Consider the following 14014-nt stretch of genomic DNA (forward strand, 5'->3'; position numbering starts at 1 on the left):
GGGCCTTGTCGTTGCCCCTCGTGGCGCTTCTCGTCGCTTGCACCGTCACGCCCGTACCGACCGCTCCCACCCCCGCAGCGATATCCGTCGCGCCGTTGAGCGAGGCGGCCTTTTCCGAAGATCTGACCCAGCGCACCTTTCGCTATTTCTGGGACACGACCGATACCGAGCGCTGCCTTGCGCCCGACCGCTGGCCGAGCAAGCCTTTCTCTTCAATCGCGGCGACGGGATTTGCGCTGACCGCCTATGGCATCGGCGCCGAGCGCGGCTATGTGACGCGCGCCGAGGCGGCGCTTCGTACGCGCGATTGCCTGCGCTTTTACTGGACCGCACCGCAGGGCCCCGAGGCCGCGGGCAAGGCCGGCTACAAGGGTTTTTTCTATCATTTCCTGAAAAATGACGACGGCACGCGCTTCCGGACCAACGAGCTTTCCACCGTCGACACCAGCCTGTTCCTTGGCGGGGCGCTGTTCGCGCAAAGCTATTTCGACCGCGACGATCCGGTCGAAGCCGAGATCCGCGCCCTCGCCGAGAAGATATACACGCGCGTCGACTGGACTTTCGTCCAGCGCACCAACACCGGAACCGATGCGGCGAACCATCCGGGGTCGCATGGCATCACGATGGGCTGGAAGCCCGAGAAGGGTTTCGAGACGCACGACTGGATCGGTTATAATGAGGGCATGCTCGTCTATGTGCTCGCGCTTGGTTCGCCGACGCACCCCGTCGGCAAGGATGCGTGGGACAAGGGCTGGGCGGCCGATCTCGAAAAGGACTGGGGCAGCTATTACGGGCAGCAGCATCTACAGTTCGAGCCGCTGTTCGGGCACCAGTATAGCCACGTCTGGGTCGATTTCCGCGGCATCCAGGACGATTTCATGCGCGGCAAGGGCATCGATTATTTCGAGAACAGCCGCCGTGCGACGCTGGCGCAGCGTGCCTATGGCATCGACAATCCGAACAAGTGGACGGGCTACAGCGCCGATTTCTGGGGCTGGACCGCGTCGGACGGCCCGACCTATTCGGAGGGCAAGCTTGTCGTGGGCCGCACCCCCCGGAACTTCAACACCTATATGGCGCGCGGCGTCAGCGCGATCCGCGTCGTCGACGACGGCACGATCGTGCCGACGGCAGCGGGCGGCTCGGTCGCCTTCGCGCCCGAGGTGACTATCCCGTCGTTAATGGCGATGCGCCAGAAATACGGCGAGCGCCTCTATACGCGCTACGGCTTCAAGGACGCCTTCAACCCCAGCTTCACCTTCACCGAGGTTGGCTCGCGCAGCGGGACGATCGATCCGGTCCATGGCTGGATCGCGAACGATTATCTCGGCATCGATCAGGGGCCGATCCTCGCGATGATGGAAAATCACCGCAGCGGCCTCGTCTGGAAGGTGATGCGCAAGAACCCGCACATCGTCCGCGGGTTGAAGCGCATCGGCTTTACCGGCGGCTGGCTCGATCGGGCGAAGGCCGAATAAGGCTTAGCAACCCTTGCCGATGCACAGGTCGGCGAGCACCGGATAATGGTCCGAAGGCAGTTTGCCGCCCGTCTGCTGCGTCAGCGTCGCGTGGCGCAGCACCGCGACGCCATCGCTCACGAAAATATGGTCGATCGGGCTCGGTTCATTCTGTTCGATCCTGAAACCGGTGAAGGTGCCGAGCGGGCCGAAATGCGGGGCGCGGCTGATTTCGATCGTATCGCGGAGCGCAATCTGGCCGGGCGTCGCGTCGGTGATTGCGGCGTGCGCCGGGCTGTCGGCGGGGCTGTTGAAATCGCCCATCAATATGACGCTGTCGCCGGGCTTGCGGTTGGCGCCGATCCAGCGGCGGATCTGCCGTGCGCCCTCCAGCCGTGCCGTGGTGCCGACATGGTCCATATGCGTGTTGACGACAAGCAGGCTGCGCCGCGCGGTCTTGTCCGTCAGCCGCGCCCAACTCGCGACGCGCGGATAGGCGGCGTCCCATCCCTTGCCCGGCACGTCGGGGGTCGGCGACAGCCAGAAAGTGCCCGAAGCGACAAGGGCAAAGCGGTCGCGGCGGAAACCGAGCGGCGAATATTCGCCCTTGTCCTTGCCGTCGTCGCGCGCGACGCCGACGAACCGGTAGGCGGGCAGGTCGGCTTCGACGCCCTGCTTCTGGTGCAGCAGCGCCTCCTGCATCCCGACGAGGTCGGGCGCATAATAGGCGACGAGGCTTGTCAGTGCGCCCCGCCGGTGTGGCCACGCATTGTCGCCGTCCGAGGCAAGGTCGAGGCGGATATTATAGGTCATCGCGCTGTAACGGTCGGCGCGTTCCTTCGCCGTCGCGGGCTGCACGAGCAGCGCCGCAGCGAGGATCAGCAGCCCGCGGGTCATCCGAGATTCCCGCCGTTCGCCGCGATGACGTGGCTGTAGAAGCGCGCGCTGCGTTTCGGCGTGCGGACCTGCGTTTCATAATCGACATGCACGATGCCGAAGCGCTTCGAGAAACCGAGCGACCATTCGAGATTGTCGAGCAGCGACCAGGCCATATAGCCGCGCACGTCGACGCCCTGCCGGATCGCATCGCCGATCGCCGAGATATGCGTGCGGAGGTAATCGCAGCGCAGCGGATCGTCGATCCCGTCGGGCCCGGCCTTCGGCGGATCGTAGAAGGCGGCGCCATTTTCGGTGATATAGACGGGGATATCGCCATAGGTGTCGCGGAACCAGACGAGCATGTCGGTGAGCGCGGGCGGATAGACTTCCCAGTCGGTCGTCGTATGCGTCGCATTCTGCCGCACCGGCGACGCGCCGACCGGCCACTGGTTCGGGTCGGCCTTTACGACGTTGCGCGTGTAATAGTTGATCCCGATGAAATCGAGCGGCTGGCAGACGTCTTGCAGGTCTTCGGCCGGCCACTGCGGCCAGGCTTCGCCGAATATCTCGGCGAGTTCGTCGGGGTAGCTGCCCTTCAGCGCCGGGTCGAGATATTGGCGGTTCATATAGGCGTGTGCGCGAGCGGTGGCGGCGACGTCCTCGGCGCTGTCGCTCGCCGGATATTTGGGCTCGATATTGACGACGAGCCCGATCTCGTGCGCGCCTTCGCTGCGATAGGCCTGCACCGCGCGGCCGTGCGCGCGCATCAGATTGTGGCTTGCGATCGGCGTTTCGAACAGGTTGCGGTGCCCGGGCGCCAGCGCGCCGTGGAGGTAGCCGCCGTCGGTGATCACCCAGGGCTCGTTAAGCGTCACCCATTTCTTCACGCGATCGTCGAGGCGGCGGTACATCACCGAGCCATAATCGGCGAACCAGTCGGCGCTGTCGCGGTTCAGCCAGCCGCCCTTGTCGTCGAGCGCTGCCGGCAGATCCCAGTGATGGAGCGTCAGGAGCGGTTCGATTTCATTCTTGAGCAGTTCGTCGACCAGCCGCTCGTAGAAGCCAAGGCCAGGCTCGTTCACGCGCCCGATGCCCTCGGGGAGCACCCGGCCCCAATTGACGCTGAAGCGATAGGCTTTCAGCCCCAGTTCCTTCATCAGCGCGACGTCGGCGGGCATGCGGTTATAATGGTCGCACGCCACGTCACCGGTGTCGCCCTTCGCCGCCATCAGCCGCGGGTCGTGGCTGAAGCGCTGCCAGATGCTGGCGCCCGCGCCGTCGGCGAGCGGCGATCCCTCGATCTGATAGGCGGCGGTCGCCGCGCCCCACAGGAAATCGTCGGGGAAAACAGTCTGCGTCATTTCTTGTCCTTGTCGGTGGCGATCGGGGAGGGGCGTTTCTGTTCGAGCAGCCAGGCGTAAAGCGCCGGGTCGTCATAGGCGGGATCCCAGGCATTGTGGCCAAGGTCGGGATAGATGGTCAGGCGGACCTTGCGGCCCCCGCAGGCGCGGATCGCGCGCGCCATGGCGAAGCTGCCTTCGGGGACGACGACATCGTCGCGGTCGCCGTGGAAGGCCCAGACGGGCAGATCCATCAACCGGCACGCCTCGCCGGGATTGCCGCGCCCGGCGACCGCGGCGACGGCGGCGAAACGCTTCGGTTCGGCGATCGCCCAGCGCCAGCTCGCGTGACCGCCGCGGCTGAGACCCGTAAGGTAGATGCGCGCGGGATCGACGCGGTATGTTCGGGCGATATGGTCGACGAGCGTATCGAGCTTTTCGATATCCCAATCCTGATCGGTGCCGAGCAGCGGCGAGACGGTCAGGAACGGAAAGTCGAGGTCGCGGTCGGCGATCTTCGGCGGTCCGTGCACCTTCACCTTCGCGACATCGTCGCCGCGCTCGCCCGAGCCGTGGAGGAAAATCAGCAGCGGATATGGCGTTGCGATGTCGGCCAGATAGCCCTTGGGCACGAACAGCTGATACGGATAATTGCCTGGCGCGACCGGCTGCTGTGCCGTCTGGCCTTCGATCACCGGCGGCGCTTTCGTCCTTGCGAGCGCAGGGGAGGCGGCGAGAGAGAGGCCCAGCATCGCCGCGGTCCAGTATTTCATCATGCTTTCCTCGGTTGAACGGCTCATCCCTTGACGCTCCCGGTCAGAAGCCCGCTCAGATAATAGCGCTGGAGGGCGAGGAAGAGGATGAGCACGGGGAGGGTGGTGACGACCGCGCCGGCCATCATCAACTCATTGTCCTGCACATGCTGGCGACTCATCGCGGCAAGTGCGACGGGCAAGGTGTAGAGCTGCTGGTCGGCGAGGATGATCAGCGGCCACATGAAATCGTTCCAGCTTGACAGGAATACATAGAGCGCGAGCGTGACGATGACCGGGGTCAGGATCGGCACGACGATGCGGCGCAATATCTGCCCCTCGCTTGCGCCGTCGATACGCGCCGCCTCGAGCATTTCGTCGGGGATCGACAGACAATATTGGCGGACGAGGAAGATACCGAAAATCCCCGCGAGCCAGGGTATCAGCGCGCCGGCATAGCTGTTGACCAGCCCCATCGCCTTGAGCTCGAGGAACAGCGGCAGCATCCCGATCTGTCCGGGCACGACCAGCGCGGCGACGAGCAGGCGGAAGGTCGCGTCGCGGCCCTTGAAGCGCAGCTTGGCAAAGGCATAACCTGCCGGGATCGTGAAGAGCAGCGCAAGCGCCGTCGCAAGCGTCGAGATCAACAGGCTGTTGAGCAGGAAGCGGCTGATCCCGAAGCTGCCGAACAACATGCGGTAATTGTCGAAGCTCGGATTGGCTGGCAGCAACGGCGGCGGGAATTGCGCCGCCTCGCCGCGCGCCATGAAGCTGACCGAGACCATCCACAACAGCGGCGCGATCGTGATCAGCGCAACGAGCGCGGCGAGCAGCGTGACGGACCAGCGGCGCAGGCTCATATCGCGCCGCTCCGCTTCGCGAGCCGCAACTGCACCAAGGTCACGGCGAGGATGCAGAGGAAGAGCAGGAAGGCGACCGCGGCACCCGACCCGAGGTTCCACCATTTGAAGCCCTCCTCATACATGAAATAGAGGATGGTCACGGTCGACTGGGCGGGGCCGCCCTGCGTCATCACATAGGGTTCGGCGAACAGCTGGAACATGCCCGCGACGGTCAGCACCGACACGAGCAGCAAGGTCGGGCCGATTGCGGGCAGGACGACATGGCGGAGCCGCGCGAACCAGCCGGCACCGTCGATCCGCGCTGCCTCGTCGAGCTCGCGTGGCACGGTCTGCAGCGCGGCGAGGAAGATGATCATATTATAGCCGAAGGTCTTCCAGCCGACGAAGATCAGGATCGCGGGGAGCGATGCGTTCGGGCTGCCGAGCCAGTCGATCGGTGGTACCCCGAAGACGGACAGCAGATAGTTGAGCAGGCCGTAGCGCGTGTGGAGCAGGTAGCGCCACACCACTGCCGTCGCGACGAGCGTCGTCACATAGGGCGCGAACAGCGCGACGCGCCACACCGGGCGCCATTTCAGCCAGCGCGAATTGACGAGCATGGCAGCGGACAGCGACAGCGCGACGATGAAGGGCGTGCCGACCGCAACGAACAGCAGGGTGTTCGTCATCGCTTTCCAGAACAGTGGGTTTTGGGTCAGCCTTTCATAATTCTGGAAACCGACGAAGCGCAGGTTGCCGATGTCGGCGAGCGCATAGATGTCGAAATCGGTGAAGCTCAGGACCAGCGACGCGAGGGCGGGCAGGACGAAGAAGAGCAGGATCGCCGCGAGCGCGGGCGATGACATCGCCCACCCCGCGCGGGCTTCGTTCGTTCGGCCCATAGCGCTCATAGAGCCCGTCCCTTGTCGAGCATCCAGCGCCGCTTTTCGAGCAGCCGGTCGGCGCGCGCGTCGATCTCTTTCGCAGCCTCGTCGATGCTATATTGCCCAAGCACCATACGCTCGGCGACGATCTGCATTTCGGTAACGATGCGCTCCCATTCTGGCACTTTGGGCAGCGCGGTTGCATGCTCGAGCTGGGTACGGAACGGCGCGACCGCCGGGTCGCTCGCCAGCCCGGCCGCGTCCCACACCGAGCGCCGCGCAGGAAGGTCGCCCGTCGCCCTGTGCAGCGCGAGCTGTGCGCCCGGCGCCATCAGCCGCGACACAAGGTCCCATGCTGCATCGCTGTCGCTGTGCGCGCGGCCCGCGAAAACCACGAGGCTCGACCCGCCGGGGGCGGCCGATCCGATGCCGTCGGGCCCGGGGTTCGGTGCGGTGGCCCATGCGGCCTGCAATTCGGGCGCGAGGCGGCTCTTCATGTCGCCGATCGTCCAGGGGCCTGAGAGGAGCAAGCTGAAATAGCCACGTCCGAATTCGGTCCAGACGTTCGCAATCTGCGCCATCGACACGCGCGGCGCGAGCCCCTCGTCGAAGATCGATTTGTAGAAGGCGAGCGCGGCCTTGAATTCGGGGTCCGAAAAGGCGCCGCGTCCGCCCTCGTCGCGGAGCATCCGCGCGCCTGACGACAGCGCAAGCGTCGTCAGCTGCTCATATTCGTTGAGCGGATAGAGGAGGGCGAAATTGCCGTCGCCCGCGATCTTCTTGACCTTGTGGAGCGCGACCTTCCACCCGGCCCAATCGGCCGGCGGCGCGGCATAGCCGGCGCGCGCGAACAGATCCTTGCGATAAAATTGCAGCCGCGTGTCGACATACCAGGGGACGCCCCAGCTCCTGCCCGCGATGCGGTTGGTGTCGGTCACTGCGCCGAATTGGTCGCGGAGCAACGCGATGGCATGCGCCGGTACCGGCATGATCGCGCCGATCGCGGCAAGCTCGGCGATCCAGCTGTTGCCGACCTGTCCGACGCTCGGCAGCGAACCGCCGGCAAAACCGGTAAGCAATTTTTCGTGTGCTGCGGTCCATGGCAGGGGTTGCACCGAAATCGGCGGTGCGCCCTTCGGCCAGTCGATGTCCTTCAGCAGGTCGGGCAGGCTTGCCGCCTCATTGCCCATTGCCCAGACGGTCAGGCCGCTGTCTCCGCGCCCGCCGCACGCGCCGAGCATGGAAAGCAGGGGCGCCGCCGCGAGCGCGCCCGTCATCTGGCGCCGCGTCAATTGCATGGGGCGCCGGCAAGGCTCATGAATTTGCGGTCATGGGCTGCGCGGCGGTGGCGCGGGCGCCGCCGGTCGTTCCCCGTGCGATCAGCGCCGGGGTCAGGATCGTTGCGCTCGCGCTGCCCAGCGTCTCGCCGCGCAAAATGCGCAGCAACATCATCATCGCGGTCGAACCGAGTTGATCGATCTTGACCTGCATCGTCGACAGCGACGGGTTGAGATGGCGGGCCAGCGGGATATCGTCGAAGCCCGCAACCATCACGTCGCCCGGTACCGACTTGCCTGCTTTCGCGAGCCCGGCGATCAGCCCGACCGCCATCTGATCGTTGGCGGCAAAGACGGCATCGGCGGGCAATTGTCCCTGCACGAGAAGGCTCGCCGCCTTGGCACCGCTTTCCTCGGAAAAATCGCCCGGCAAGATGGCGGGATTGCGGATGCCGGCAACGCGGTTCATCGCATCGACAAAGCCCCGCTGGCGGTCGCGGGCATCGCGATTATGCTTGGGCCCCGCGATATGGACGACCTGCCGCGCGCCGCCGGCCAGCAGTGCCTCGGTCATTGCATAGGCACCGCGATAATTGTCGACCGCGACGAACGGCAGGTCGAGCGAGCCCGCATCGTAATTGAGCAACACCGTCGGCAATGCAGGGTCGAGATAGTCGGCGAGCAATTCGGGCTTCAGGTCCGGTGGCATCACGAGCAACCCGTCGACACGCCCGCGCATCGCCGCAATCGCGGCCGCGGTCTCGTGCGTGCTGCCGTGCATGTTTCCGAGCAGCAGATGCATGCCCGATTCATGCGCGACGAGGTCGATACCGCGAATGATTTCGGAGAAGAATTCGCCGAACAAGTCGGGCAGAATGACGCCCACGGTGTCGGTCTTTTTGCGAGTCAGGCTGCGCGCGCCGCTGTGCGGAACGAAGTTGAGCTTCTTCACCGCCGCCATGACCGCCGCTTTGGTGGGCGCAGTGACATTGCCGAGTCCGTTGATCGCCCGCGATGCCGTCGCCACCGAAACCCCCGCTTCGCGGGCGACGTCCCTCAATGTAGCCATGCCGCTGGCCCCCTTTCCCTCATATGGCGCCGGGCCGCTTTTGCGACTCCGATCCTCTTCGTTCGCCGGGCGCGGAAACGTTCACAGCGTAACCGGTTACATGGGCGAAATGCAAGGTCATTCCCCCGCCTTTTCCAACCTTTGGCCGTCGGCGTCGAACAGGTGCAAACGCGCGGGAGGAAATGAGGCAAGAATCTTGTCGCCCTCATCGAAACTCCCGTCGTCGCGCAATTGGCACGCCAGCGGCACAGCGGCCCCGGGCCCCTCGAGGTGCAGCGTCGCGAGCCCGCCAAGGCGCTCGACAAAGCGAGTGGTAAAGGTCAGCGCTTCCGGAGCGTCGCCGATTGCGATGTCATCAGGGCGGATGCCGATCGACAGCGGCGTTCCGGGGGCAAGCGGCGCCGCGAGCGGGGGCAGGGCGATGTCGCGTCCGTCGACAAGCGCCGCGCGGCTGTTTTCGGTAGCGGTCGCCGCCACTATGTTCATCCGCGGCGTCCCGAGGAACTGTGCGACAAAGATGTTCGCCGGCCGTTCGTAGAGTTCGCGCGGCGATCCCGTCTGCTCGATCCGTCCGTCGCGCAATAGGACGATCCGGTCGGCCAGCGTCATCGCCTCGACCTGATCGTGGGTGACGTAGAGCGTGGTTGTCCCGAGCTGACGGTGGAGTTCGGCAAATTCATAGCGCATCCGCACCCGCAGGTCGGCATCGAGGTTCGACAGCGGCTCGTCGAACAGGAAGATGTCCGGTTGGCGGACGATGGCGCGACCGATAGCGACGCGCTGGCGCTGACCGCCCGACAGTTCGGCAGGCTTGCGGCCGAGCAATGACTCGATGCCCAGGATTTTGGCTGCGCGCTCGACCTGCCGTGCGATGTCGGCCTTGTCGGTCTTCGCGATGCGCAGCCCGAACGCCATATTCTCATAGACCGAGAGGTGCGGGTAGAGCGCATAGGACTGGAACACCATCGCGATCCCGCGTTCCGACGGCGCGAAGCGGGTCACGTCGCGGTCGCCGATGACGATATTGCCGCTCGTCAGTTCCTCCAGCCCCGCGACCGAACGGAGCAGCGTCGACTTGCCGCACCCAGACGGGCCGACGATCACGGTGAACTCGCCATCGGCAACGTCGATCGACACGCTCTTCAGCACTTCGGTCGAACCGAAGCTCTTGCGCGCATCGCGGATCGACAGCCCGGCCATGGTCCCCCTCGCGCCGCGCGGCCTCAGTGAACCGTCGCGCTGGCCGATGCCTGCCGCGCGGGTTCGCGCCCCGCGGCGACGGCGAAGACGCACAGTGCGACATAGCAGGCGGCCGGAAGGCCCAGCGCCGCGGCATAGCCGACCGCGTCGGATAAATGCCCGGCAAGATAGGGGATGGCGGCGCCGCCCACGATCGCGGTGCACAGCAGCCCCGACGTCGCTTCGGCGCGCGCGGTCGAACGCTCGAGCGTCAGCGTGAAGATCACGGGGAACATGATCGAATTGAACAGGCCGATGGACAGCGCGACGAAGCCCGCGTTCACCCCGCCGACAAAGACGACATAAAGACAGAGCAGGGCGGCGATGGCGGTAAAGGTCGCAAGCATCTTCGATGCCGAGAAGCGCGCGAGCAGCACCGAACCGATCGCGCGGCCGACCATTGCGCCGCCCCAATAGAGCGCGACCGCCTTGCCTGCCTCCTGGAGCGACACGCCGGCGACGCCGTCATTGCCCATGATCCAGCCGAACAGGGGGAAGGGCGCATCCGACTGGCCCCAGATCGCATCGCTGTTGAGGAACAACGCCATCTGCGTTCCGATCGCGACCTCGGCGCCGACATAAAGGAAGATGGCGAGCCCGCCGAGCAGCGCCCAGCGCGAGGAAAAGGCCTCGCGGATCAACTCGCCCATCCCGGCGCGCGCGCCGATCGGGGCGGGCGGCACCGCTTCGTTGACGATACGGCGGCTGACCCAGAAAAAGAGCAGCAGCGCGACGATCAGGCCGCAGATCCAGAAATAGGCGGCGTCGATGCCGGCAAGCGCCTGCGCGCGCACCGCTTCGGTGACCACCGTGCCTTCCTTGACCTCGACGCCTTCGAGGAACAGGTGCGCGCCGATCAGCGGGCCGAGGAAGGTGCCGAAGCTGTTGAAGGTCTGGCTGAAGGTCAGGCGGAAATGGCTGCGTTTCGGATCGCCGAGCGCCGCCGCGAGCGGGTTCGCCGCAACCTGCAATATGGTGATGCCGCTTGCGAGGATGAACAGGCCCGCCAGCACGAGCGGGTAGACCGCAAGGTTGGCCGCGGCGAGCATCACGAGACAGCCAACGACCATTGTCGACAGCGCGGTCAGGATCGATGGCACCGAATGAAAGCGCGCGATCAGCGCGGCCGCCGGGAAGGACATAAGGCCATAGGCGATGAAAAAGGCCGAGGCCGACAATTGCGCCTCGGCATCGCTCAGCGTGAAGATGCCTTTCACCGCAGCAACGAGCGGGTCGATCAGCGAGGTGATGAAGCCCCAGGCGAAGAAAAGCACGGTAACCGCGGCAAAGGCCGCCATGGCGGTCGACCGGCCGCCACCTTGGGCGGTCGCCTGGCTAGGCTCGTTCATCCGGAATATCCTCTTCGCCGAAACTATGTTATACGCGCGGTCTAACGGGACGCCGACGGCAATGCAACCGGTTACATTCAGCTGCATCGGCGACGTTTTCTTATGTTAGCGCAAATGATCGGGCCTCGCGCGAAATAATCGTTCGCCACCCACTGGCGCGCGCGGGTCCGACTGGTTACATGGGCCGCCACCAAACGAATCGCGTGTGTCGCCCCGAAATCCGGGGCAGGCGCCGCCCGCAGCAGAAAGTGGCACCCCATGGAAATCATCACCGGCCTGACCTTCGACGATGTGCTGCTGGTGCCGGGCGCGTCGGATATCCTGCCGTCGGATGCCAATCTCTCGACCCAACTCACCAGTGAAATCAGCCTCAACATCCCGATCCTGTCGTCGGCGATGGATACGGTGACCGAGGCCGACATGGCGATCCTGATGGCGCAGATCGGCGGCATCGGCGTCCTCCACCGCAATCTCACGGTCGAGGAACAGGCTGCTGCGGTGCGGCAGGTCAAGCGCTTCGAAAGCGGCATGATCGTCAACCCGATCACCATCACCCCCGACGCACCGCTCTCCTATGCGACCGCGCTGATGGCGCAGCACCGGATTTCGGGCATTCCAGTCGTCGAAACGGGCGGCAAGCTCGTCGGGATCCTCACCAACCGCGACGTGCGCTTCGCCGACAATCCCGGCCAGCCGGTGCGCGAGCTGATGACGGCGGAAAACCTTGCTACCGTGCGCCCCGGCGTCGGGCAGGACGAGGCACGCAAGCTTCTGCACCAGCGCCGCATCGAAAAATTGCTCGTCGTCGACGACGACTATCGCTGCATCGGCCTGATCACCGTCAAGGATATGGAAAAGGCGGTCAATTTCCCCGACGCGACCAAGGACGGCAGCGGCCGCCTGCGCGTCGCCGCGGCGACAAACACCGGCGATAGCGGCGTCGAGCGCGCCGAGGCGTTGCTCGAGGCCGAATGCGACCTGATCGTCGTCGACACCGCGCACGGCCACAGCAAGGGCGTCGGCCTGACTGTCGAACGCATCAAGAAATTGTCGAACCGCGTGCAGGTGCTCGCGGGCAATGTCGCGACCGGCGACGCGACCAAGGCCTTGATCGACGCGGGTGCTGACGGCGTGAAGGTCGGCATCGGCCCCGGCTCGATCTGCACGACGCGCATCGTCGCGGGCGTCGGCGTGCCGCAGCTCACCGCCATCCTCGACAGCGTCGAGGCAGCGGCGAAGCTCGGCGTTCCGGTGATTGCCGACGGCGGCCTGCGTACCTCGGGCGATGTTGCCAAGGCGCTGGCGGCGGGCGCGTCGAGCGTGATGGTCGGATCGATGCTCGCGGGCACCAGTGAGGCGCCGGGCGAAACCTTCCTCTATCAGGGCCGCACCTATAAGAGCTATCGCGGCATGGGCAGCGTCGGCGCGATGGCGCGCGGCAGCGCCGACCGCTATTTCCAGCAGGATATCAAGGACCAGATGAAGCTGGTTCCCGAAGGCATCGAGGGCCAAGTCCCGTTCAAGGGTCCCGCGAAGGACGTCATCCACCAGATGGTCGGCGGCGTGAAGGCGGCGATGGGTTACACCGGCAGCCGCACGCTCAAGGATTTCCGCGAGCGCGCGAAATTCGTGCGCATCACCAACGCGGGCCTGCGCGAAAGCCATGTCCACGACGTCGCGATCACGCGCGAGGCGCCGAACTATCCCGCGGGCTGAGGCCGGCCGGTGACGCCCGCAGCGCGCATTCAGGCGGCGATCGAGATTCTCGACGCCATCGCCGCGGCCGCGCGCGAGGGCGGGGCGCCCGCCGACGCGATCTTTGCCGAAGCGATGCGCGCGCGGCGCTATGCGGGATCGAAGGACCGGCGCGCGATCCGCGCCCATGTCTATGACGCGATCCGGGCCGTGCGTTCGGCGCCGGCGTCGGGGCGCGCGGCGATGCTCGCGCTCGCCGATGCGCAGCCCGATCTTGCGGCGCTTTTCGACGGCTCTGCCTATGGTCCCGCACCGGTCTCGGCCGACGAACCGCGCGCCGAAACGGGCCTGGCCGCGCAGGCGCTGGTCGACCTGTTCGACCCGCTCGTGGAGGAGCCCGAGCAGGAGGCGATGCTGGCGCGCGCGCCGCTTGACCTCCGCGCCAACCGCATCGGCGCGAACCGCGACGATCTTGCATCGCTCTTTCCCGCAGGCGAAGCGATTGCTGGCGCCCCCGACGGCTGGCGCCTCCCGCCCGAAACCGCGGCGATCCAGCATCCGGCCTATGCCGAAGGGCGCTTCGAGGTGCAGGACGCCGCCAGCCAATATGCGTCGGCCGCGCTCGACGTGGCGGCGGGGCAGGCGATCGTCGATCTCTGCGCGGGCGGCGGGGGAAAGACGCTCGCGATCGCCTCGCTGACCGGCAATAATGCCGAAATCCTCGCCTGCGACACCAATCGTCCGAGACTTCAGCAACTGCCGCCACGCGCCGAGCGGGCCGGGGCAACGCGGATCGAGACGCGGCTGCTCAACCCCGGGCAAGAACCTGTGATGCTGTCGGACTGGCATGGCAAGGCCGACCGCGTGTTCGTCGACGCCCCCTGCTCGGGCAGCGGGACCTGGCGGCGCAGCCCCGAACTGCGCTGGCGGCTCACCCCCGCGCGGCTCGAACGCCATCTCGCCGATCAGGCGAAGCTCATCGATATCGGCGCCGATCTTGTGGCGCCGGGCGGCAAACTCCTTTATGCTGTCTGCTCGATCATCACGCGCGAGGGGCGGGCACAGGTGGACGAATTTCTGAACCGGCATCAGGGCTGGACGGCCGACACCGGCTATCTGCCGGGTGGTATCGGCCGCGCGGCGGGCAGCGGTTTTCTGCTCACGCCGGGCCGTGACGGCTGCGACGGATTTTTTCTCGCACGGCTGACCGCGCCATGTTAGCATCGCCTGC

General features: G+C 65.9%; 12 protein-coding genes. 3 read left to right on the plus strand and 9 right to left on the minus strand.

Features of this window, described 5'->3' with window-relative positions; translation table 11 throughout:
* Positions 1-20 precede the first annotated feature (20 nt).
* On the plus strand, positions 21-1478 hold the full coding sequence (locus VGU00_RS14755) for a glucoamylase family protein (RefSeq protein WP_327469744.1): 1458 nt from the start codon (positions 21-23) through the stop codon (positions 1476-1478).
* A 3-nt stretch (positions 1479-1481) separates the two neighbouring features.
* Here VGU00_RS14755 and VGU00_RS14760 read toward each other — a convergent pair whose 3' ends face one another.
* From VGU00_RS14760 to VGU00_RS14800, 9 genes are all read right to left on the minus strand, one after another.
* Complete coding sequence (locus tag VGU00_RS14760; RefSeq protein ID WP_327469746.1) at positions 1482-2354, minus strand: endonuclease/exonuclease/phosphatase family protein; 873 nt, start codon at positions 2352-2354, stop codon at positions 1482-1484.
* Entirely contained in the window at positions 2351-3697 is a 1347-nt protein-coding gene (locus VGU00_RS14765; protein ID WP_327469748.1) for a GH1 family beta-glucosidase, read from the minus strand. The genes VGU00_RS14760 and VGU00_RS14765 overlap by 4 nt, the downstream gene beginning before the upstream one ends.
* Entirely contained in the window at positions 3694-4476 is a 783-nt protein-coding gene (locus VGU00_RS14770; protein ID WP_327469750.1) for an alpha/beta hydrolase-fold protein, read from the minus strand. The genes VGU00_RS14765 and VGU00_RS14770 overlap by 4 nt, the downstream gene beginning before the upstream one ends.
* A complete protein-coding gene (locus VGU00_RS14775) occupies positions 4473-5288 on the minus strand; it encodes a carbohydrate ABC transporter permease (protein WP_327469752.1) in 816 nt (271 codons plus the stop codon). Before VGU00_RS14775 ends, VGU00_RS14770 begins: the two co-directional genes overlap by 4 nt.
* Complete coding sequence (locus VGU00_RS14780; protein ID WP_327469754.1) at positions 5285-6136, minus strand: sugar ABC transporter permease; 852 nt, start codon at positions 6134-6136, stop codon at positions 5285-5287. The genes VGU00_RS14775 and VGU00_RS14780 overlap by 4 nt, the downstream gene beginning before the upstream one ends.
* Before the next feature lie 41 nt (positions 6137-6177).
* The gene (locus VGU00_RS14785; protein WP_327469756.1) at positions 6178-7431 is read right to left on the minus strand and encodes an extracellular solute-binding protein; all 1254 of its coding nucleotides are present in this window, start codon (positions 7429-7431) and stop codon (positions 6178-6180) included.
* Positions 7432-7468: 37 nt separating this feature from the next.
* Positions 7469-8500: a LacI family DNA-binding transcriptional regulator gene (locus VGU00_RS14790; RefSeq protein ID WP_327469758.1), complete on the minus strand. Its 1032-nt coding sequence runs from the start codon at positions 8498-8500 to the stop codon at positions 7469-7471.
* A 117-nt stretch (positions 8501-8617) separates the two neighbouring features.
* Entirely contained in the window at positions 8618-9700 is a 1083-nt protein-coding gene (locus tag VGU00_RS14795; RefSeq protein ID WP_327469760.1) for a sn-glycerol-3-phosphate ABC transporter ATP-binding protein UgpC, read from the minus strand.
* Positions 9701-9723: 23 nt separating this feature from the next.
* On the minus strand, positions 9724-11088 hold the full coding sequence (locus VGU00_RS14800; RefSeq protein ID WP_327469762.1) for a sugar MFS transporter: 1365 nt from the start codon (positions 11086-11088) through the stop codon (positions 9724-9726).
* 258 nt (positions 11089-11346) lie between these two features.
* Here VGU00_RS14800 and guaB point away from each other — a divergent pair, with 258 nt between their 5' ends.
* Positions 11347-12804 carry an IMP dehydrogenase gene (gene guaB / locus VGU00_RS14805; RefSeq protein WP_327469764.1) on the plus strand — a complete coding sequence of 486 codons (1458 nt, stop codon included), beginning with the start codon at positions 11347-11349 and terminating at the stop codon, positions 12802-12804.
* A 9-nt stretch (positions 12805-12813) separates the two neighbouring features.
* Positions 12814-14004: an RsmB/NOP family class I SAM-dependent RNA methyltransferase gene (locus tag VGU00_RS14810; protein WP_327469766.1), complete on the plus strand. Its 1191-nt coding sequence runs from the start codon at positions 12814-12816 to the stop codon at positions 14002-14004.
* Positions 14005-14014 lie beyond the last annotated feature (10 nt).

Source organism: Sphingopyxis sp. (genome assembly GCF_035944815.1).
Taxonomy (GTDB): domain Bacteria; phylum Pseudomonadota; class Alphaproteobacteria; order Sphingomonadales; family Sphingomonadaceae; genus Sphingopyxis.

Bases quoted from the DNA above. Each gene is read 5' to 3' on its own strand.
- VGU00_RS14760 (WP_327469746.1), bottom strand. From the start codon at position 2,354: ATGACCCGCGGGCTGCTGATCCTCGCTGCGGCGCTGCTCGTGCAGCCC.
- VGU00_RS14765 (WP_327469748.1), bottom strand. From the start codon at position 3,697: ATGACGCAGACTGTTTTCCCCGACGATTTCCTGTGGGGCGCGGCGACC.
- VGU00_RS14770 (WP_327469750.1), bottom strand. From the start codon at position 4,476: ATGAGCCGTTCAACCGAGGAAAGCATGATGAAATACTGGACCGCGGCG.
- VGU00_RS14775 (WP_327469752.1), bottom strand. From the start codon at position 5,288: ATGAGCCTGCGCCGCTGGTCCGTCACGCTGCTCGCCGCGCTCGTTGCG.
- VGU00_RS14780 (WP_327469754.1), bottom strand. From the start codon at position 6,136: ATGTCATCGCCCGCGCTCGCGGCGATCCTGCTCTTCTTCGTCCTGCCC.
- VGU00_RS14785 (WP_327469756.1), bottom strand. From the start codon at position 7,431: ATGACGGGCGCGCTCGCGGCGGCGCCCCTGCTTTCCATGCTCGGCGCG.
- VGU00_RS14790 (WP_327469758.1), bottom strand. From the start codon at position 8,500: ATGGCTACATTGAGGGACGTCGCCCGCGAAGCGGGGGTTTCGGTGGCG.
- VGU00_RS14795 (WP_327469760.1), bottom strand. From the start codon at position 9,700: ATGGCCGGGCTGTCGATCCGCGATGCGCGCAAGAGCTTCGGTTCGACC.
- VGU00_RS14800 (WP_327469762.1), bottom strand. From the start codon at position 11,088: ATGAACGAGCCTAGCCAGGCGACCGCCCAAGGTGGCGGCCGGTCGACC.
- guaB (WP_327469764.1), top strand. From the start codon at position 11,347: ATGGAAATCATCACCGGCCTGACCTTCGACGATGTGCTGCTGGTGCCG.